We start from the raw sequence: 20,697 nt of genomic DNA, 5'->3' as shown, positions 1-20,697 counted from the left end.
TGTCCAGTCCCGTTTGATCATAAACGCGTTTGACGAATAATTCAGGTCGCTTCTGCTGCCACTCCTTAAGCGCGAGGATGGGCGTTTTGCTGCCGATGGCGCGTTGCGGGATATGGTGGTTGTACAGCTTTAGATAGTTCTGCAAAGTGGCTTGCAGGTCGGCCCGGCTATCGAAACGGGTTTGCTGCAGTAGCTCATTGATACGACCATTGAAGCGCTCGACCATGCCGTTGGTTTGCGGGTGGCGCGGCGGTGCCAGGCGATGCTCGGCAGGAAGCGCCGCGCAAGCCACGTCGAAGGCGTGCTTGCCGCTGGGTTTCTTGTCTTTGGTAGTGAAGCGGTCGGTAAATTGCGAGCCGTTGTCGGTGAGGATCTTGCTGATCTTGATGGGCGAAGCCAGCTTGAGTCGACGCAGGAAATCGACGCTGCTGGTCTCGGTCATGTCGCCGTAGATGTGCATGAAGACCCAGCGCGTCGCGCGGTCGATGGCGACGAACAGATAGCGGCGTGAGGTCTCGTCCGGCATCTGCGGCAGATACTTGATGTCGATGTGAATGAAGTTTGGTTCGTAGTCCTTGAAGGTCTTCTTTGGCGCGATCGTTTCGCCCTCGGCCCTCGGGATCACATCCTCCAGCCGCGCCATGCCTTCGCGCTTGAGAAGACGGGCGATGCCAGAGCGGGAAACGTCGGCATTGATGTACTGCTTTGTGATGAACAGCAGATCGTCGAGCGGCAGATAGAGCGACTGGCGCAGTGCCAGGACGATGGCTTCCTGGGCCGCACTCAAGGTCGTATGCAGCGTGTGCGCACGGTGGGAGCGATCCTGTACATCATCGCGCCCCAGCCACTTCTGGGCCGTTGCCCGTGTGACGTTGAAGACCCTGGCCGCTTCCCTGGAAGAGAGGCCGGAATCCTTGATCTCCTGGCGAATTTTCGGGGTGGTACGGGCCTGCGGGTGAATGCGTGAACTCATGCTGCCAACTGCTCCTGGTGCGTTTGAATGCCGGGACTGCTGAACCCAGCAATCAACTCGCTCAGCATAGCTTTTGCACGGAACAAAGGCCAGCTGCGCCGAGGCACATGATCACACGAAACTAAACACATAGGCCTACCTCTTCCCTTCGGGGCAACAGCGGTTTATTGCTCGATTTGAGTAGCTGCCGGCCTGCGCCGGCGCGTGCCGGTTCCTCATTATGAGTACCTGGCGTAGGCGTCTGGCTTGAATAAAACCGCGAGCTGAGGCCCCAGATTGAAGCCCCGTAGGCCTACCTCTTCCCATCGGGGACACAGCTGTTATTGCTCGATTTGAGCAGCTGCCGGCCCGCGCCGGCGCGTTGCCGGTTCCTCATTATGAGTAGCTGGTGTAGGCGTCTGGCGTGGGTAAAACCGCGAGCCGAGGCCCCAGATTGTAGCCCCGTAGGCCGACCTCTTCCCTTCGGGGACACAGCTGTTTATTCTTCGATTTGAGTAGCTGCCGGCCAGCGCCCGCGCTGTTCAGGTTCCCAATTTTGAGTAGCTGCCTAGCGTGGATAAAACCGCGTGCCTGGCCCCAATCTTGCGCACCGCTGGCCTACCTCTTCCCCTAGGAGCACAGCTATTTATTCCTCGATTTCAGTAGCTGCTGACCAGCGCCGGCGCCGCGCCGGTTCCCAATTTTGAGTAGCTGACTAATGTGGGTAAAACCACGTGCCTCGCTCAGCTCGGCGCCTGGCTGCCCAGCCTCTCCCCTTGGGAGCGCAGCTGCTTATTCCTCGATTTGAGAAACCGCAGCCCTCCAGATGTGTCCGGTACGCCGCGTCCAGGCTACCCACCTATGGTCTCACAATGCGCTTGATGTTCGGAAAACGGCCGTTTGTTGGGCGATCGCTGCCTAGGGCGGTTTTGCCTATTCAAAGTCTTCCTCGGCCGTTAAAATAACTGTCAAGTTATCAAAGTCCAGCAAACGCACGTTTGTTGGACATTTTTGTGTCTGGAACGCGGAGATCGGCCAATGGGACAGCGCATCGGGTACGCCAGAGTCTCGACGGACGACCAGAACCTCGATTTGCAGCTCGACGCGTTGTACAAGGCTGGCATTTCCTACGACCGTCTCTACGCGGACAAAGCGAGCGGCAAGGAGGCAGAGCGCAAGGAGTTGGCAGCGTGCTTCAAGGCGCTGCGTGAAAGCGATACTCTCGTCGTGTGGCGGCTAGATCGCCTGGGTCGAAGCCTGCCGGATCTCGTGCGTATCGTCAGTGACTTAGAGCAGAAGGGGGTCAGCTTCGAGAGCCTGACGGAGAGGATCGAGACGCAGAGCGCGGCTGGCAAGTTGGTCTTTCACGTCTTCGCCGCTCTTGCTGAGTTCGAGCGTAACTTGATTCGGGAACGCACGCAGGCAGGTTTGGCCGCAGCACGTGCACGAGGCCGGGTTGGTGGTCGAAGGCCAAAGCTAGATAAGCAACAAATTAGAGAGATCAAACGGCTGATGTCTGACCTGACCATCCCGGTCAGTCAGATTGCTCAACGCTATAAAGTCTCACGGACAACCATTTACAAGGTGGCTCCTCGCAGCGCTGTACCGGCTAGTGAGGCTCAGTCGGACGCAAACGGGAAAAAGTCACAAAGGCAAGAAGTCGAATGAATGCAGTAGAAATTGAACAAGCCGTCACAGACCTTGCGGAACAGCCCTTTAACCCCGCAGAGTTCCCTTATGCCTTCCTTGAAGCCTTTGGCAACAAGGCGACTACCATCAAGCGCCTGCGCGCTGGTGCATCGAATAAGTCCGATCTGGGTGGCGTTCTACAGACCAGCAACATTCACATCCTGCCCTGCAGTGTGGGCCAGGTCACGACGACGCTCAAGGCCCTCAAGGAAAGCCCGGCCACTGTCAAGGGCAAGGCCAAGTTCGTGCTCGCCACCGACGGCGTGGACTTCGAAGCCGAAGACCTGACCAACGGCGAGACAGTGGTCTGCGCCTTCAAAGATTTTCCGGACCATTTCGGCTTCTTCCTGCCGCTGGCGGGCATCAGTATCGTCCGCCAGATCAGCGAAAACGCTTTCGACATCCGGGCCACCAGCCGCCTGAATCGCCTATACGTCGAACTGTTGAAAGACAATCCTGAATGGGGAAGTCCGGAGCGCCGCCACGACATGAATCACTTCATGGCAAGGCTAATCTTCTGCTTCTTTGCTGAAGACACGGACATCTTCAATGATAAGGCCCGCTTCACGGAAACCGTGGCAACGATGACGGAAAGGGATTCTTCGAACACGCATGAGGTAATTTCCACGCTTTTCCGCGCGATGGACACTGCAGGACAGAAACGCGATGCTGCCAACATACCCCGTTGGGCAGAAGCGTTCCCCTACGTGAACGGCCAACTGTTCACTGGTAGCGATACCGTGCCCCGGTTTAGCAAGATCGCCAGGTCGTACCTACTTCACGTCGGCGGATTGGATTGGACCAAGATTAATCCCGACATCTTCGGCTCGATGATTCAGGCCGTCGCCGACGACGAAGAACGTGGTGAATTAGGAATGCACTACACGAGCGTTCCCAACATCCTCAAAGTGCTGAACCCGTTGTTCCTTGACGACTTACGTGCAAAGCTAAAAGAAGCCGGAGAAAACCAACGCACACTGCTAAATCTGCGAAAGCGCATGGCAAGGATTCGAGTATTTGATCCTGCATGCGGTTCTGGCAACTTCCTTGTCATTGCCTACAAGGAAATGCGCGCCATTGAGTCGGAAATTAATAAGCGACGCGGTGAGCCCGATCGGGCAACTGAGATTCCATTGACGAACTTCCGCGGAATCGAGCTGCGTGACTTCCCGGCTGAAATTGCACGCCTCGCGTTGATCATTGCTGAGTACCAGTGCGATGTGTTGTATCGAGGCCAAAAGTTGGCCCTCTTAGAATTTTTGCCGCTGCGCCATGAGAACTGGATTACGTGCGGTAACGCGCTTCGCTTGGACTGGCTAACCATTTGCCCCCCAACCGGCAGTGCAGTTAAGGTCCTCAGCGATGACTTGTTCCAGACCCCACTCGAACAGATGCAGATTGATTTCGAGAACGAGGGTGGAGAGACATATATCTGTGGAAATCCCCCATATAGAGGGAGTAAATGGCAGGACCAAGAGCAGAAGTCAGATCTCGCCCACGCTTGGTCTGAGCATCCACACCTTGCTAAGACAACCGATTTCGTGTCGGGTTGGATCGCTGCGTACCTGAAATACGCCAAAGCAGTACCAGAAGCGATGGCGGCCTTTGTCACTACTAACAGCATATGTCAGGGGCAGCAGGCATCCGAAATATGGCCGGTTGTCACACACCAGGGTAGAGAGCTGCGATTCGCTCACACGCCGTTCACGTGGAAGAACCTTGCGGTTCATAATGCTGGTGTCACTGTAATCATCATTGGCCTAGGGCCGAGGTCATCGTCATCGAAATGCTTGTTTGGAGACGATGGTCTAGTGCGCGAGTGTGAAGTTATTGGGCCGTATCTCGTGCCAAATATGCCGGATGCGGTGACCAAAGCGAACCGGCCGTTAGGGCCACAGTCCATTATGCTGTTTGGTAACATGCCCAGGGACGGAGGGCACCTGTTCCTTACAACTGAGGAAGCACGTGAGCTCCGACAGAAATCTACTGCTGGAAGCTATGTTCGCCGATTTCTTGGCTCGGATGAACTGATCAACGGCAAGCTTCGATTCTGTTTGTGGATAGAAGACGAAGAAGTTGAGCGAGCCAAGAAAGACGCACTCATAGCCGACCGGCTAGTCCTTGTCGCCGATAACAGGAGTCGGTCTCCCGCGGAATCAACGCGCGCATTTGCGGACTTACCCCATCGCTTCGTTCAAATCGCGGGCACTGCAAAGAGATCAGCGATTGTAGTACCCCGGGTATCCTCTGAAAATCGCGATTATCTGCCGGTCGACTTAGTTTCTGCGGATTGCATTATTGGTGATAGGAACTTTGCCCTTTATGATGCGCCCCTCTGGAACTTGGCGCTAATTGCTTCCCGCCTTCATTGGGTATGGATCGGCACCGTTTGTGTCCGTATGCGCACTGACTTCTCGTACTCGAATACGTTGGGATGGAACACTTTTCCAGTGCCATTTCTAACGGAGAAGAACGAAAGTGATCTTATTCGATCCTCTGAAAACATACTTCTTGCGCGCGAAAGATATTTCCCTTGTACTATTGCTGAGCTTTACGACCAGAAAACCATGCCCGACGACTTGCGCGAAGTGCATCGGAAAAATGACGAACTGGTCGAAAGAATCTATTTCGGGAGGCGGATGAAGAATGATACGGATAGGTTGGAAAGTTTGTTCAGTTTGTATCGTAAGGTGGTCGCCAAATGACTTGCTTCGTACACAGTAATTCCGCTGGTACAACAACACTCTCTGAGATATCGCGGCTAAGGCAGGCGATCTTGGCAGACGACCTCTTTGGATGCTTCGCTTATGCGACTCAGTCGGGCTTCCGCGCATTTGAACTAAGCGTTGGGAAAGAGTTTTGGACAACAACCAAGTCGCGCTGGCTGTTCGGTATTGACTACGGTCGGACTGATCCACGGGCACTTCGAGAAATTGCGGAACGTCCCAATACGGAAGTGAAGATTTTCGACGGAACGTTTGTTGTGGCTCGTCCTGGATTTGCTCCGCGTCGCGATTTCCATGCGAAGGTCACGATGTTGTTGAATTCGAAGACAAAAGTTCAAGGGATTGTGCTCGGCTCCGGCAACTTTTCGAACAATGGACTTCGACGGAGTATTGAGGCAGGCTCGTCAATAATTGCTAAGAATAAAGCCGATATTGATCAGCACATTAAATCTGTACGTTCTGTGTTTGATGAGCTGTGGAAGAGTGCTTCTCCGTTAGACGCAGTTGCAGCGAGCTATGAAGAACGACTGGCGGATCTAATAGGTGAGCGCGATACGGCCAGACCGACTAAGGCGGCAGCCTCAACGAAAGGCTTCTGGATTGAGGCAGGCTACGTTACAAAGAATCGCGGACCTGATAAACCCGGGAATCAGATCTTTGCCCCTAATGGGTTCCGGAAATTCTTTGGTCTTAAGAAGAGCAAGGGCTCCTCAACCAATATTGGGGCGATCACCTTCACAACCGAAGTAGGGCCGAAGGTCACAAAGAACTATCGCGAGAATGACAACGGAATGGAAAAGATGACACTTCCAATGCCCGAAGAACATGGATTTGGTGTCTACGACGGCAAGGTATTGGTCTTTAAACAAGATGGTAAGGACTTTATGTTGACCGCTATGGAGCTTGAGGATTTCGAGCTTGTCTATGGTCATAGGATCTTGAATGTACAGAAAATGTCTGGTGGTAGACGTTTCGGGGGGCTGATCTAATCATGGTGTTTATTCCGTCCGTCTCAGTCTCCTATGCCCGAAATGGCAGCTCGACGAAGGCTAACGCTCTTGGTATGCGCCCAATGCAGGAGAGCGTCTACGAAAAGCGGGGTGAGCAGTACTTGCTTATTAAGTCGCCGCCCGCATCGGGTAAGAGCCGTGCCCTAATGTTCGTGGCACTCGACAAGCTGACGAATCAGGGCGTGAAGCAAGCGATTATTGTCGTGCCGGAAAAGTCAATCGGTGCCAGTTTCAACGACGAGCCGCTGTCGAAGTACGGCTTCTGGTCTGACTGGCATGTCGAACCCAAGTGGAACCTGTGCAACGCGCCGGGCAATGACGGCGGCGGCAAGGTCAAGTCACTGGGCGCGTTCCTCCAAGGCGACGACAAGGTGCTTGTCTGCACCCACGCCACCTTCCGTTTCGCGGTCGATGCCTATGGGGTAGAGGCGTTCGATGACCGCCTGATCGCAGTCGATGAGTTCCACCACGTTTCAGCCAATCCGGACAACAAGCTCGGCCTGCACTTAGGGCACTTCATCGCGCGTGGCAAGACGCACATCGTTGCCATGACTGGCTCCTACTTCCGGGGCGATGCGGAGGCCGTGCTCGCTCCGCAAGACGAATCGAAGTTCGATACCGTCACCTACACCTACTACGAACAGCTCAACGGCTACGAGTACCTCAAGCAGCTCGACATCGGATACTTCTTCTACAGTGGGTCTTATGTCGATGACATCCTCAATGTTCTTGATCCCGCCGCGAAGACCATCATTCACATCCCGAATGTCAATTCGCGTGAGAGTACGAAGGACAAAATGCGGGAAGTGGAGCACATCATCGAGGCGTTAGGCGAGTGGCAGGGCATCGACTCTGTTACCGGCTTCCAACGTGTCAAGTGCCCTGATGGCCGCGTACTGCGGATCGCCGATCTCGTCGATGACGATGCCGCCAAGCGCGACCGCGTGTCCGCCTCTCTCAAAGACCCGGCGCAGAAGAACAACCGCGACCATGTAGACATTATCATCGCGCTGGGCATGGCGAAGGAAGGCTTCGATTGGATTTGGTGCGAGCACGCGCTGACCGTGGGCTACCGAGCCAGTTTGACCGAGATCGTTCAAATCATCGGCCGTGCTACCCGTGACGCGCCGGGCAAAAAGCGCGCAAGGTTCACCAATCTGATCGCCGAGCCGAATGCGACCGAGGCAGCTGTCACCGAGGCCGTCAACGACACGTTGAAAGCCATCGCGGCGAGCCTGTTGATGGAGCAGGTTCTTGCCCCGCGTTTCGAGTTCAAGTCCAAGAATCCTGATAGCGGTTCGACGCCAGGCTTTAACTATGGCGAGGGCGACTATGACCCGGACCGCTGCAACATCGGTGTCAATCAGCAGACAGGGGCCTACCAGATCGAGATCAAGGGCCTTGCCGAGCCCAAGAGCAGGGAGGCAGCGCGAATTTGTCAGGAAGACCTGAACGAAGTCATCGCGGCCTTTGTTCAAGACAAGTCCACCATCGAGCGCGGCCTGTTCGATGAGGAATTGGTGCCCGAGGAGCTGACCCAGGTTCGCCTGGGCAAGATCATCAAGGACAAGTATCCTGAGCTGGATGCCGAAGATCAGGAGGCAGTTCGCCAGCATGCCATCGCCGCCCTCAACCTCACGCAGCAGGCCAAGCGGCTTGTCATAGAAGGCGAGAGTAACGGCTCGCCCAACACCGCCCTAATCGACGGCGTTCGCCGCTTTGTGATGGACGTGCGCGAGCTGGACATTGACCTTATCGACCGCATCAACCCCTTTGGCGAAGCCTATGCCATCCTCGCTAAGACAATGAGCGAGGAAAGCTTGAAGCAGGTCGCGGCGGCCATCTCGGCCAAACGCACCTCTATTACGCCTGAAGATGCCAAAGTGATCGCCAAGCGTGCGGTTGAGTTCAAACGCGAGCGTGGGCGGGCTCCATCGGTTACCTCACAGGATGCCTGGGAAAAGCATCTTGCTGAAGGTGCGGCAGCCTTTATGCGGTTCAGGGCGGAGGGACGCTATGAGTAACTCTGATCTCGACGACCTTGCGGCAGAGCTGGCCGAGTTCGCTCCGCCGGAGAAGAAAGAGGGCCGCCCGGCCATTGAAGAGCGTGTGATTTCTGGCTTCGAGGAAATCCAACGTTTCACGGAGCAGCATGGGTGTCCGCCGCAGCATGGCGAAGACCGCGAGATATTTGAGCGCCTATATGCAGTGCGACTCGACCGTCTACGCGCACTCCCGGATTGCCGCACCCTGCTTGAGCCACTGGACCATCAGGGTTTGCTTGCTGGGGCACCGATCATTGACTCTTCGATAAACGAAACTATCGATATCGACGATCTGGCTGCCGAACTAGCAGATGTTGTCGGCGCGGACGACATCACGGTTTTGCGCCATGTCCGTACTAGCGCGGAGAAGCGTGCTGCCGATGAGGTCGCGGATCGCAAGCCCTGCGAGGACTTCGAGACCTTCCGGCTCTTGTTCGAGCGCGTACAAGTGGAAGTCAAATCCGGTCTGCGTCAGTCCCAGCCCATCGAAGCGGGCCGCCGTGCAATTGAAGCGGGAGACTTTTTCGTTCTCGATGGTCTTACTCTCTACGTTGCCGAGGTCGGCGAGCCGTTGAAAACTACCGCCGGGGAAGTGGACCGTCGCCTGCGCCTCATCTTCTCCAATGGTACTGAGAGCAATCTGCTTCTACGCTCGCTTCAGCGCGCATTCTACGACGACCCCGCCGCACGGCGGCTTACTTCGCCCGAGAGCGGACAACTTTCCTTCGGCGGCGAGTTTGAGGCCGATGATGTCGAGAGCGGAACGATCTACGTCCTGCGCTCCTTGTCCGATAATCCGTATGTCGCGCAGCACCGCGACATTATCCACAAGGTGGGCGTGACCGGCGGGAGGGTTGAAACGCGCGTCGCCAACGCCGAAAACGAAGCGACCTATCTTCTCGCAAAGGTCGAGGTCGTTGCGACCTACAAGCTCGCAGGGATCAATCGTACCCGGATGGAAAACCTGTTCCACAGGTTGTTCGCCTCGGCGCGGTTAAACATCACTATCAACGATCGCTTCGGGCGTCCCGTGCAACCCGAGGAGTGGTTTCTTGTGCCGTTATTCGTCATAGACGAGGCGGTTGCGCGTATCAAGGATGGCAGCATCACCGGCTATATCTACGATCCTGCCTCTGCAAAGCTTGTAAAGGCATAGCTCGGTATTGGGCCCGTACTACAGGGTCGTGTTTTCTCGAAAGCTAAATTGAGTCGACATGGGAGTGGTGAGTGAAGGAGAGAATGTGGATGGTGCGAGGCGAAGGAGGCAGTCTTTATGACTCGTTTCGGGATCGTGGTGTCGCGGCGATTGGTTGGAGTAAGCTCGCCGCGCACGCCAAGCCCGGCATTGGGCGCAAACAGCTAATCGCACTGTATCAGTCCGCTGAGCCAGAAGCGAAAATTGGAACTGTCGTCTCAGGGGCATCCCAGGTCTGGCGCTTCGTGAACGAAATCCAAGATGGTGATTGGATCGTAACCTACTCCCCCGCCAACCGCTTATATTCAATCGGTAGGGTTCGCGGTCAGGCTGAACACCATCCTGAGTGGGCTGAACAAGGCCTGTCGCTTGCGCGCATGGTTCTATGGCAGGCGCACGAGTTGCCACGGGATAGCCTTAGCACAGGCAGCAAGAACAGCCTAGGATCCACGCTTACCGTATTCGAAGTCCCCTCAATTGCGGCGGCTGAGGTGATAGAAGCGCTGAAAGGAACGCCCTCAACATCGGTAAAAGAGGAGGCGGAAGAGTCCGTTCTTGATTCGTTGGCGGACATTGATGCTCAGGCCCTTGAACGAATCAAAGATCGCGTCAATGAGCTCGATTGGGATGAGATGCAGCAGTTAGTTGCTGGGATTCTCCGTGCTATGGGCTACAAAACTCAGGTCTCGCCGCCGGGCTCGGATCGCGGGAAAGACATCGTCGCCTCACCTGACGGTTTTGGTTTTGAACATCCCCGAATTGTGGTGGAAGTAAAGCATCGAAAAGGGCAGATGGGGAGCCAAGAAATCCGCAGTTTTTTAGGAGGTCGTCATAAAGATGACAGGGGGTTATACGTCAGCACCGGGGGGGGTTCAAAAGATGCTCAATATGAGGCCGATCGAGCATCAATACCTCTCGCTATGTGGACACTGGATCATCTTGTTCGAGCCTTGATCGAGCACTATCACGCGACTGATGCTGAGACAAAGCGGATCATTCCCTTAAAACGTTTGTATTGGCCCGTTTAAGTGCTTGCAACTACTAGGGATTGAAAAGAAATTTATGCTCGAAAGATTTTCCGGCGATAGTGGACGCCGACTTCGAATTGAGGCGTTAAAGGCACAAAAATTGGTAGCCGGCGATAATCAGCTTGCTGAGAGGCTTGCCGACATCGTCGAACTTATAGCTGTTCCGCCTGGTACATCCATCATCAAACAGGATGACCAAACAAATGATGTTTTCTTCATCTTGGTTGGTCGTTTCAGTGTCTGTGTCAACGGACGGGAAGTGGCGAACCGCACAGCGGGCGATCATGTGGGCGAGATGGGCGCGATCGAACCATCCCAGCGACGTGCTGCCACGATCTCAGCTACACATGATTCCTTGGTTGCTCGTATTAGTGAGGCAGAATTCGACGCTCTGGGACAGGTACACCCAGTGATGTACAAGACAGTGGCCAAAGAATTAGCTCGGCGCCTGTTGCAGCGGAATAATCTCGTTAAGGCTACGCACGAGAAAATCCGTGTGTTCATAATCTGCTCAGCAGAAGCCTTGCCAGTGGCACGCCTAATTCATAACGGACTTCAATACGATAAATTTGACGTAATCTTATGGAGCGAAGGTGTTTTTAAGGTTACGAACTACACGCTGCAAACGCTTGAGGATGAGGTTGACCAGTCTGACTTCGCGATAGCCGTTGCGCACGGCGACGACATCACGGAAGTGCGTGGAACAGAGTGGCCGACCCCTCGTGATAATGTGATCTTCGAATTAGGCTTGTTTATGGGGCGCTTGGGAAGGAAGCGTGCGATTCTCATGGAACCACGTGATGAAAAAGTTAAGCTGCCCAGCGACATGGCTGGGGTCACAACTATCGCATATCGGTATGTGCCAGGCAAGGATGAAGCTTCGCATATCGCACCTGCTGTGAACGCGCTTCGTAACCATATCAACTCACTTGGCCCGCAGTAGGTAAAAATCAATGGCGCTTAAAGACGATCTCACATCACAAATAGGGGCGATTTTCAAGAATAGTTGGAGCGAGACAAAGGGCCGTGTCGTGCCCGTTCCATCAGATGTTGGATTGGGCAATAAAGGGACATTGCTTGAGCAGGCGGTAGTCCTCTACGCGGATCTGGATGGCTCTACCAGCATGGTAGATACAATGAAGTGGCAGGCTGCCGCGGAGATTTATAAGACCTTCTTGCTATGTGCTGCTCGAATAATAAAATCAGAAAACGGCGATATTACTGCGTATGACGGCGACAGAATCATGGCAATATTTATTGGCGAGAACAAGCAAGACCGTGCTGCTAGGGCTGCCCTTAAGCTGCGCTGGGCGGAACTTCAAATAATAGAGCCGCAGATGAAGGTGGTGTACAAAAACTCGGAGTTTCGTATCAAGCATACCGTAGGCATCGACATAAGCGATCTCCGAGCGGTTCGAACCGGTGTGCGCGGGGACAATGACCTTGTGTGGGTGGGGCGAGCGGCAAACTACGCTGCCAAACTCACTACGTTGTCCAGTGACTATCCCACACGGATCACTAAGGCCTTATACGATGGCTTGTCTTCGTCGCTCCGGATATCAAACGGCAAGCCCATGTGGGAAGAGAGATTCTGGACGCCAATGAGTGACATGAAGATCTATCGTTCAAATTGGTGGTGGTCCTTCGCCTAAATACTGCTTCCAGCTCAGCGGTAGCTTGAATTAGGTGCTTGCGACAGATGTATACGCTTGAGCAACCATGCTTCGTCGGTGGTTCGGTACAGCTACAGTACACTCGTAACGATCTGTCGATTTATCTAAATTTCGCTAACTCATTGATTCGTTGTATACTATTGCCTTCACCAACCTGCGCTTACCTGACCTCGATTTACCTACGGACCTGGTTTTGCTGGCAAACTCATAATCCGTTGGTGCCCGGTTCGACTCCGGGGAGGCCTACCAAATACGGGATAAAGATCAGGCGATTAGCAGCGCGCTAATCGCCTTTTCTTACTGGACCTCAGCGATGTTCCCCCACCCCCACCTGCTCGCACATATCCACCACCGGACAACCCGAACACCTCGGCCGATTCCCCGTACAAATGTGCTTCCCGAACGGCACCAGCAAGCGATTGATATCGATCCAATACCGCTGCGGCAGCGTCGCTTCGAGCGCGGCCAGCGTTTTCTCGGGCGTCGGCGCCTGCACATAACCCCAGCGCCCGGTCACCCGATGCACGTGGATGTCGACACTGATGACGGGCGTTCCGCACGCGACGCCCAGCACCAGATTCGCGCACTTGGGACCGACGCCGGCGAACGACAGCAGCACGTCGCGGTCGCAGGGCAGCGTGGTGCCGAACCGTTCTTCCACGTCGCGTGCGATGGCCAGGATCTGATTGGCTTTGCGTTCATGAAACGTACTGGGGCTGATCAGGGCATCCAGTTCTTCCCAGGATAGCCGGCCGACGGCCGCCGGCGTGCGCGCGATGGCGAACAGCTTGCGCGACACCGGCAGCGTCACTTCGTCGTAGGTGCGGATCGAAATGATGCAGGCCAGGAGTTGCTCGAACGTGGCGGTATAGCCTTCGTCGGCCAATTGAAAGAGCGCCGCCTTGGGCCAGGGGGCGACCGCGTCCTCGATGCGTTCGAGGGCGATACCGATATCGAATGGACGCTTTTCCATGAGTCACCTCTGGCATCATCACCCAATGAAGCGCCCAGCATAAGCGGTTCGCATGCCGGCTTCCGTTCTGTGTCGCACAAGACAAGAATCCGGCGATAACGCGCATAACCTCGTTCGCCAGCTTGGACATACTGTGATTTTCCCGGACTTGAGGAGATTCGATGCCGACCTTCGCACGCGCGTCCTGGTGGCGCTTCCTGCCCAGCCAGCTCCTCGAAAAATTCACCATCCATTTTTTCGATGCCCGGCACGGCACGGACACGAGCACATTTGCCGATCTCGCCGGATTGGCCATCGCCAGCGAGAATAAACGGCATGGCGAGCGTTATCAGCCGTCGCCCGTGCATTCGCTGCGCCAGGTGCTCAGGCGGCTGGGAATCCGCCATGCCGATTTTTCCTTCGTCGACTTTGGTTCCGGCAAGGGGCGAACCCTGTTGATTGCCGGGGAGTTGCCGTTCAGGCGGGTGATCGGCGTCGAATTCAGCGAGGAATTGCATTGCAGGGCCGAGCAGAACATCGCACGCTATCGACGGCGAAAGGCCGGCGAGGTAACGGCGGTGCATGCGGACGCCACGCGGTTCGACCTGCCGCCGGGGGACCTGGTCCTGTATTTCTTCAATCCGTTCGCACACGCCGTATTGCAGCAGGTGCTCGCCAATATCGATGCCGCGCTGCGGGCGCAGCCGCGCAAGGTCATCCTCGTCTATTTATATTTGCCCGATGAAGCCTGGTTGGCACCGCTGCACGGGTTTTGCCTGCGGGAGTATTGGCATAAATACCATATTCTCGAGTACACGCCGGCATCTGCCTGTTGTCTTACGGCATAACGCCAAAACACAACACATGGAACGGAACCATGCCTTTGTCTTGCATGCCCCGAAATGGTGAGGTATCTTGCTATGCCTCAAGTAATCTTTACTCAGGTCATTATGTCGACCTCTACCCCAGAATCTTCGCTCCAGCCACTGGTCCGCCTCCTCGACCATGCCCGCCATGTGTTCGGCGGCTTGCTGGTGGTCACCATTGTATTGTTCTGCTGGCAGCATTTCGGCATGGAAAAAGTTGTCGAGCTGACTGGTGATCATTTCCCCGTGAACATCGAGGACGATCGCGGGGGTGGCGGCGCTTCCGTGGGGACGCTGGAGCGCAAGGGCCACGACCTGATCGTGCATTGCCGCATCGCCAGGAAGAGCGAGTGGCCTTATTGCAAGCTCACCTTCGACCTCACCAAGGGCGGGAGGGGCATCGACATGTCCCGTCTGGATTATCTGACCATCGACGGGAAGTATGCCGGACCGGGAACGTCGAGATTCGGCCTGGTTCTCGCCGATGCCGAGGACGGCTTGACCAAGCTCGACCAGTGGCAAACCTACAAGATCAACCAGATCGACGCCCTCGATCTGCCGCCGAACGGCCGTCTGCTCGTGCCGATGAAATGGTTTGGCGTGGCGCAATGGTGGAAAGACATGGTCAAGCCGACGATGGAGCACTCCGCCGTCGGACTCGATAACGTCGCGCGCGCCGAACTGATGCTCAGTGGCGGGGGCAAGGAAGGCGAACACGTGTTTACTTTGCACAGCCTGCGCTTGCACGGCAAGGTGATCAGCCGGGACGCCTTGCTGATGGGGCTGGTGGCCGCATGGGTGCTGTGCGTTGTCGTCTGGCTGACGATTCTCACGCTGTCGTTGCGCACCCAGCTCAAGGACAGCAAGGCGGCCATCGCGCTGCTCAGCGAGGTCAACAAGGCGCTGGAGCTCGAGGCGCGCGACCTGGCCGGGCAGGCCCACATCGATCCGCTCACGGGCGTGCTGAACCGGCAGGGCCTGCGTGCGGCGCTGATGAGCACGTCGAACCTGATGTCCGATCCGATGGCCGTGATCTTCATCGACATCGACCATTTCAAGTGCATCAACGATACGCATGGCCATGACGTCGGCGACGACGTCCTGCGCAAGTTCGCCAACGTCATCGCGGCCGGCATCCGCTCGTCCGACCGGCTCGTGCGCTGGGGCGGCGAGGAATTCCTGATCGTCTGTCCGATGACCAATGTGTACCAGGGGCAGATTCTTGCCGAAAACCTGCGCCATGCGCTGCACCGGCAGACGTGGCCTGTGGGCCTGGGCGTGACGGCATCGTTCGGCGTGGCCCAGCATCACGAGCGTGACGAGGTCGGCGTCGTCATCAAGCACGCCGACGAGGAGCTCTACCGCGCCAAGCAGGGCGGCCGCGACCGCGTGTGCGCCCATACGCCGATGGGCATGGTTGTTACCGCAGAGGCGGCCTGACGCATCACAGGGCGATCTCGGTCCCGAGCCGCTTGAGGAATTGCGCGATCCACTGCGGATGCGCGGGCCAGGCCGGGGCGGTCACGAGGTTGCCGTCCGTGACGGCCGCATCGACCGGGATGTCGGCATAGTCGCCGCCCGCCATGCGCACCTCGGGCGCGCAGGCAGGGTAGGCCGACACGCGCTTGCCGCGGATGACGTCGGCGGCCGCCAGCAGCTGGGCGCCGTGGCAGACGGCGGCGATCGGCTTGTCGGCGTGGGCAAAGCCCCGCACCAGCGCGATCACCTGCGGGTCCAGGCGCAGGTATTCGGGCGCGCGGCCGCCCGCGATGACGAGCGCGTCGTAATCGTTCGCGTTCGCCTCGGCGAAATCGGCGTTCAGCGCGAACTGGTGGCCGGGCTTTTCGGTATAGGTCTGGTCGCCTTCGAAATCGTGGATCGCGGTCTTGACCTTGTCGCCCTTCTTCTTGCCGGGGCAGACGGCGTGCACGGTGTGGCCCACCGCCTGCAGTGCCTGGAACGGCACCATGGTCTCGTAATCTTCCGCAAAATCACCAGTCAACAACAGGATCTTCTTCGCCGCCATCGCGTTCTCCTTGTAAGGGTTCCCCGGACTTGCCCCGACAAGATACCATCGTTTGGAACGCTGCGTGGCCGTGCGCCGATCGCGCCGCGCCGGACCGGCCGTCAGGCCGCCGGCACCCGTTCCTCGAGCATGCGCGCACGCAGGGCCGCCAGCGGCAGCGGGCGCGCCAGCAGATAGCCCTGCACGTAGTCGCAGCCGGCCTGGCGCAGCCACTCGAACTGCTCGGGTTCCTCGACGCCCTCGGCCACCACGGTCAGGTTGAAGCCGTGCGCGAGGGCGATCACGGCGCCGGCGATCGTCGTGCCGGACGTGGGCAGCAGGCGGACGAAGCTGCGGTCGATCTTGAGGTGGTTGATCGGGAAGGTCTGCAGGTAGGCGAGCGATGAATAGCCGGTGCCGAAGTCGTCGATCGACAGCCGCACGCCCAGCGCGCGCACGTTGTGCATGAAGTCGACGGCCACGTCCAGGTCTTCCATCAGCATGCTCTCGGTGAGCTCCAGCTCCAGGCGCTCCGGAGGCAGGCCCGTCGCGGCCAGCGTGTGCTCGACGACGCGGATGAAGTCCTTGTCGCGCAGCTGGCGTGCGGAGACGTTCACCGCCATGCTGAGCCAGGTGCCGGTCTGGCGGTACAGGGCGACGGCGTCCAGGCAGGCGCGTTCCAGCACCCATTTTCCGACTTCGACGATCAGTCCGGTCTCCTCGGCGACGGGAATGAATTCGGCCGGCGAGATATAGCCCTGCTCGGGATGCGGCCAGCGCAGCAGCGCTTCCACGCCGACCATCTTGCGCGAGCCGCAGGCGTATTGCGGCTGGTAGCACAGTTCCAGCAGGCCGGCCTCCAGGTGGCGGCGCAGGTCGCGGTCGAGGCGCGCGCGCCGCTGCGTGGCGAGGATCATCTCGCGTTCGAACACCGCCACGGTGTCGCGGCCGTTGGCCTTGGCGCGGTACAGGGCGGCGTCGGCGTTGCTGAGCAGTTCACTCATCGTGTGCGCGTCGTCCGGGAAGATGCAGGCGCCGATGCTCGCGGTGGGTATCACTTCCAGGCCTTCGACCTGCAGCGGTTGGCGCAGTCCGGCGACGATGCGCTGGCCCACGCGTTCCAGCTCGGCCGGATCGTCGAGCGGCGCGACGATGACGGCGAATTCGTCGCCGCCGATGCGGCCGATGCGGTAGCTGGGGCGCGCCGTCGCGCGCAGCACGCTGGCGACCTGGCGCAGCAGGCGGTCGCCGGCGGCGTGGCCGGCCGTGTCGTTGACGACCTTGAAGTTGTCGAGGTCGATCAGCAGGAGGCCCACGCGGCCGCCCATCTCGCCGTGCATGGCGAGTTCCAGCTCCAGTGCTTCATAGGTGCAGCGGCGGTTCGGCAGGTGGGTCACGGTATCCGTGTAGGCCAGGTGCTTGAGCTGGGATTCGGCGCGGTGCATGCGCGCCTTGGTGCGGCGCGTGAGCAGCGACGTCGTCACCAGCGCCCCCAGCGAGGCCAGGGCCAGCAGGGCGCCATAGCGCAGCAGGTCGTTGCGGATGCCGACCGTGTCGGCCGTGAGCACGACCCGGCCCAGCGCCATGCCGCGGTAGCGGATCGGCCGGGCCACCGAGAGCGGCGCGAACAGCGTCCAGTCGCGCAGCAGCGACGGCGCCTCTTCGACGGCGCCGTTGCGGTAGGCCGCGAATTCGACGTCCTGGCGGTCGTACACCGTGGCGGCGGCCAGGAACGAGGAGTGGCGGAACGAGCGCAGCATCTCGTGCGCCGCGTCCTCGTCATGGAACATCAGCGTCGCCGCCACGTTGTCGGCGATGATCGCCGCCTGCACCGTGAGGTCGTCGGTGAGATTGCGGCGCAGGGCGACGAACTGGTAGGCGAGCAGGATGCAGCAGGCGACGCCCAGTGCGGCGGCGGCGGCCAGCAGCTGGCCCACGCCGAACATGCGGCTCAGTTCTCCGGTGCGGCGCGCGGTCGTCGGCTTCATAGCACGTTCCGCGCGAGGCGCAGCAGGTGGGAACTGAAGCGCAGGCCGTTCCGCGCAGCCACCTGCGTGTCGATGTCGAAGCGGATGTGCTCATCGTCCTCGACGAGGGTGATGGCGGCGTTGCTGCCGGCGCCGTCGCGCACGACGAGCATCCCCGCGGCAGGCAGCGCCGGCGGCTGTGCCGTGCGCGCCAGCACGGCGATGTCGCAGTGCGGGGTGTTGGGATGCGCGAGGTCCGTCACGGTCCAGGACCGGCCGTTGACCGCCTTGCCGTTCAGGGCGTGCAGGCCGGCCCAGAGCGGGTTGTCGGGACTCGCGCAGACGACCAGCGGCGCTTTCGCGCTCCCGTCCGGCCAGGTCGTGAACATGGCGAAGTTGAAGATGTAGGCCGCCTTCAGGTCCAGGCCGTCGACCTGGGCGCGGCACGCGCCTGCCGCGAGGCCGAGGCCGGAGACGATCGCCAGGACGGAAAGGACGCGGATCATCGTCAGAACCGCCAATCCAGTTTCGCGGCCAGCGTCCGGCCCTCGCGCGCGAGCGTCGGCTGGACGAAGGCGGGGCCGGCCACGTCGGCATAGCGTTTGTCGAGGGCGTTGTACGCGCTCAGCGACAGCTCCGTGCGCGGCAGCAGCTGCAGCGCGGAGAGCGTGACGTTGGCCACGCAATAGCCGCCCGCCGCGCCCTGGTCGGCCAGGCGCTTGCCGCTGCACAGCAGTTCGGCGCCGATGCGGCCGCCGCGCCAGCCCAGCGGTGCCGTGAGGTTGGCCTTGGCCAGGTGGCGCGGCGAATCGATCATCGGTGCCCCGCCGGTGCCGCGCGCGAGCTGCCAGGAATAGCTGGCGCGCAGGCGCACGGGGCCGAAGTCGCGGTCGAGCGCCGCTTCGAGGCCGCGGGCGTCGGCATGGTCGATGTTGCGGAAGATGAGCAGGCCGCTGTCCGGGTCGTCCTGCTGGCTGATCAGGTCATCCACCTGGTAACGGAACAGCGACAGCGTCGCATGGCCGCCGCCCGCGAGCGTGTGTTCCAGCACCAGTTCGCGCGTCGCGACGCGCTCCGGCTGCAGGTCGGGATTGGGAAGCTGGCCTTCCGGGCCCGACGTGGCGTAGTACATCTCGTAGGCGTTCGGCGTGCGGAATGCGCTGCCCGCGATCAGCTTCACCGTGTCGGCGCGCGTCGCCTTGTAGACGACGGCCACGCGCGGGCTGAAGCGATGCGTGTCCGGGGTCTCGTGGTCGTCGAAGCGCACGCCGGCATTGACGAGGAAGCCGGCCGGCAGGCGGATCTCGTCTTCCACGAACACGGCGCTGCGGGAAGCGCTGTGATGGTCGTCCAGCTGCAGCGCATACGGCTGCACGTCGTAGTTGTACTGGTCGCGGCGCGCATCCCGCCCCAGTTCGGCGCCGAGCACGATCTTCTGGTGCGGCAGGTTCGTCAGCGTCGCGTTCACGCTCGCGCCGTACCAGCGTGCATGGGCGCCGTCGATGTTCAGGACGGGCACGCCCGTGTCGTCCGGATACCAGCCGGTGCCCACGTAATCGGCCTGGCCCGATTGCACCTGGGCCGCGAGGGCCAGCGCGGGCGCGACCTGGGCGTTCCATGTCAGCCCGATGCTCGTCTGGGTGTCGCGCGTGCGGTTCGGCGCTCCGAATACGGCTTCGAAGGACGCGGTCGGCACGCCCTTGGTGCGGGCCACGTGGCTGGCCGACAGCGTCACGCCGCCAAAGCTGCCCTTGACGAGGAAATTTTGCGCGCGGTCCCAGTCGAGGCGCCGGGCCACGCCGGCGTTGTTGTCGGGCGTGTCGAACTCCGGGAAATACAGGTCGCTGCCGGTGCGGTTGAAGGCGCTGGCGGACAGCAGCAGGTCGGCGCCGTTCTGCCCGTGCCAGCCGTAGCTGGTGCGCGCCTTGCGCTCGCCCTGGGTGCCGCCGGTGAACGAGCCCTGGAGGCCGGACAGGCCGCTGCCATCGCGCGTGACGATGTTGATCACGCCGAACAGGGCATTCGAGCCATACACCGCCGAGCCGGGACCGGGCACGAATTCGATGCGCTTGACCATGTCCATGTCGAGCAGGCCTTCGGTGCCGATGAGGGCCTGGTCGTACACCGCGTCGTTGATGCGCACGCCGTCGACCAGCAGCAGGAAGCGGCTGTTGTAGTCGCCCGGACGGAGGAAGCCGCGCGCGCCCAGGTAGGCGTAGTTGCGGTCGTTCGTCACGTACAGGCCGGGCAGCGTGGCCAGTGCGTCGGCCAGCGTGCGCCAGCCGAAGTCGCGGATGTCCGCGGCCGTGAGCACCACCGCCGACGACGGCGCATCGCTGATCGGCTGGGCGAATTTCGACGCGGCCGTCACGACCCGCATCTGCATCAGGTCCTCGAGCGGAATGGTGGTCAGTGCCCGGATGTCGTCGCCGGCCGCCGCGGACGCGCCCGTGCCTGCCCGCGCCGTGTGGGCGGCGTAGAGCAGGACAGTGCACACGATGACGGACTTGGCGGCGCGGCGCGGAATGCGTTTGGACATGACGTGACGAAGGCCAGCGGTAACGGCCCGTCTCTATTAAATTGTTTCAA

Annotated in this window: 16 protein-coding genes; 10 read left to right on the top strand and 6 right to left on the bottom strand. The window is 59.3% G+C overall.

Going from position 1 to position 20,697, the window contains the following annotated elements:
• The coding region (locus U9J41_RS15215) for an IS481 family transposase (RefSeq protein ID WP_322403037.1) at positions 1-973 on the bottom strand (973 nt) is incomplete at its 3' end.
• A 1,017-nt stretch (positions 974-1,990) separates the two neighbouring features.
• On the opposite strand from U9J41_RS15215, the gene U9J41_RS15210 reads away from it, so the two are divergent.
• The 8 genes from U9J41_RS15210 (at position 1,991) to U9J41_RS15175 (ending at position 12,297) form a co-directional block, all read left to right on the top strand.
• Entirely contained in the window at positions 1,991-2,620 is a 630-nt protein-coding gene (locus tag U9J41_RS15210) for a recombinase family protein (protein WP_322403036.1), read from the top strand.
• Positions 2,617-5,346: a class I SAM-dependent DNA methyltransferase gene (locus U9J41_RS15205; RefSeq protein WP_322403035.1), complete on the top strand. Its 2,730-nt coding sequence runs from the start codon at positions 2,617-2,619 to the stop codon at positions 5,344-5,346. The genes U9J41_RS15210 and U9J41_RS15205 overlap by 4 nt, the downstream gene beginning before the upstream one ends.
• A gap of 71 nt (positions 5,347-5,417) precedes the next feature.
• Positions 5,418-6,356 carry a hypothetical protein gene (locus U9J41_RS15200; protein WP_322403034.1) on the top strand — a complete coding sequence of 313 codons (939 nt, stop codon included), beginning with the start codon at positions 5,418-5,420 and terminating at the stop codon, positions 6,354-6,356.
• A 2-nt stretch (positions 6,357-6,358) separates the two neighbouring features.
• Entirely contained in the window at positions 6,359-8,401 is a 2,043-nt protein-coding gene (locus tag U9J41_RS15195) for a DEAD/DEAH box helicase (protein WP_322403033.1), read from the top strand.
• Complete coding sequence (locus U9J41_RS15190) at positions 8,394-9,578, top strand: GIY-YIG nuclease family protein (RefSeq protein ID WP_322403032.1); 1,185 nt, start codon at positions 8,394-8,396, stop codon at positions 9,576-9,578. Before U9J41_RS15195 ends, U9J41_RS15190 begins: the two co-directional genes overlap by 8 nt.
• Before the next feature lie 83 nt (positions 9,579-9,661).
• On the top strand, positions 9,662-10,645 hold the full coding sequence (locus U9J41_RS15185; RefSeq protein WP_322403039.1) for a restriction endonuclease: 984 nt from the start codon (positions 9,662-9,664) through the stop codon (positions 10,643-10,645).
• A gap of 34 nt (positions 10,646-10,679) precedes the next feature.
• Positions 10,680-11,588: a TIR domain-containing protein gene (locus U9J41_RS15180; protein WP_322403031.1), complete on the top strand. Its 909-nt coding sequence runs from the start codon at positions 10,680-10,682 to the stop codon at positions 11,586-11,588.
• Between the two features lie 10 nt (positions 11,589-11,598).
• Complete coding sequence (locus tag U9J41_RS15175; protein WP_322403030.1) at positions 11,599-12,297, top strand: adenylate/guanylate cyclase domain-containing protein; 699 nt, start codon at positions 11,599-11,601, stop codon at positions 12,295-12,297.
• A gap of 328 nt (positions 12,298-12,625) precedes the next feature.
• Here the strand turns inward: U9J41_RS15175 and U9J41_RS15170 are convergent, their stop codons facing one another.
• Entirely contained in the window at positions 12,626-13,291 is a 666-nt protein-coding gene (locus tag U9J41_RS15170; RefSeq protein ID WP_322403029.1) for an endonuclease III domain-containing protein, read from the bottom strand.
• A gap of 161 nt (positions 13,292-13,452) precedes the next feature.
• Between U9J41_RS15170 and U9J41_RS15165 the strand changes: the two genes are divergently transcribed.
• Positions 13,453-14,118 carry a class I SAM-dependent methyltransferase gene (locus U9J41_RS15165; RefSeq protein ID WP_322403028.1) on the top strand — a complete coding sequence of 222 codons (666 nt, stop codon included), beginning with the start codon at positions 13,453-13,455 and terminating at the stop codon, positions 14,116-14,118.
• A gap of 102 nt (positions 14,119-14,220) precedes the next feature.
• A complete protein-coding gene (locus U9J41_RS15160) occupies positions 14,221-15,576 on the top strand; it encodes a GGDEF domain-containing protein (RefSeq protein WP_322403027.1) in 1,356 nt (451 codons plus the stop codon).
• A 4-nt stretch (positions 15,577-15,580) separates the two neighbouring features.
• Here U9J41_RS15160 and U9J41_RS15155 read toward each other — a convergent pair whose 3' ends face one another.
• From U9J41_RS15155 to U9J41_RS15140, 4 genes are all read right to left on the bottom strand, one after another.
• Positions 15,581-16,162, bottom strand: coding sequence for a DJ-1/PfpI family protein (locus U9J41_RS15155; protein WP_322403026.1), 582 nt, complete (start codon positions 16,160-16,162; stop codon positions 15,581-15,583).
• A gap of 101 nt (positions 16,163-16,263) precedes the next feature.
• On the bottom strand, positions 16,264-18,129 hold the full coding sequence (locus tag U9J41_RS15150) for a putative bifunctional diguanylate cyclase/phosphodiesterase (protein WP_322403025.1): 1,866 nt from the start codon (positions 18,127-18,129) through the stop codon (positions 16,264-16,266).
• A complete protein-coding gene (locus U9J41_RS15145) occupies positions 18,126-18,614 on the bottom strand; it encodes a YfiR family protein (protein WP_322403024.1) in 489 nt (162 codons plus the stop codon). The genes U9J41_RS15150 and U9J41_RS15145 overlap by 4 nt, the downstream gene beginning before the upstream one ends.
• A 2-nt stretch (positions 18,615-18,616) precedes the next feature.
• Positions 18,617-20,647, bottom strand: a complete 2,031-nt coding sequence (locus tag U9J41_RS15140; RefSeq protein ID WP_322403023.1) for a TonB-dependent receptor plug domain-containing protein — start codon at positions 20,645-20,647, stop codon at positions 18,617-18,619.
• Positions 20,648-20,697: the final 50 nt, after the last annotated feature.

Origin of the sequence: Massilia luteola, assembly GCF_034420155.1 — a bacterium.
In the GTDB taxonomy this organism is placed as follows: Bacteria; Pseudomonadota; Gammaproteobacteria; order Burkholderiales; family Burkholderiaceae_D; genus Telluria; species Telluria luteola.
This window is presented reverse-complemented; position numbering and strand designations above follow the sequence as displayed.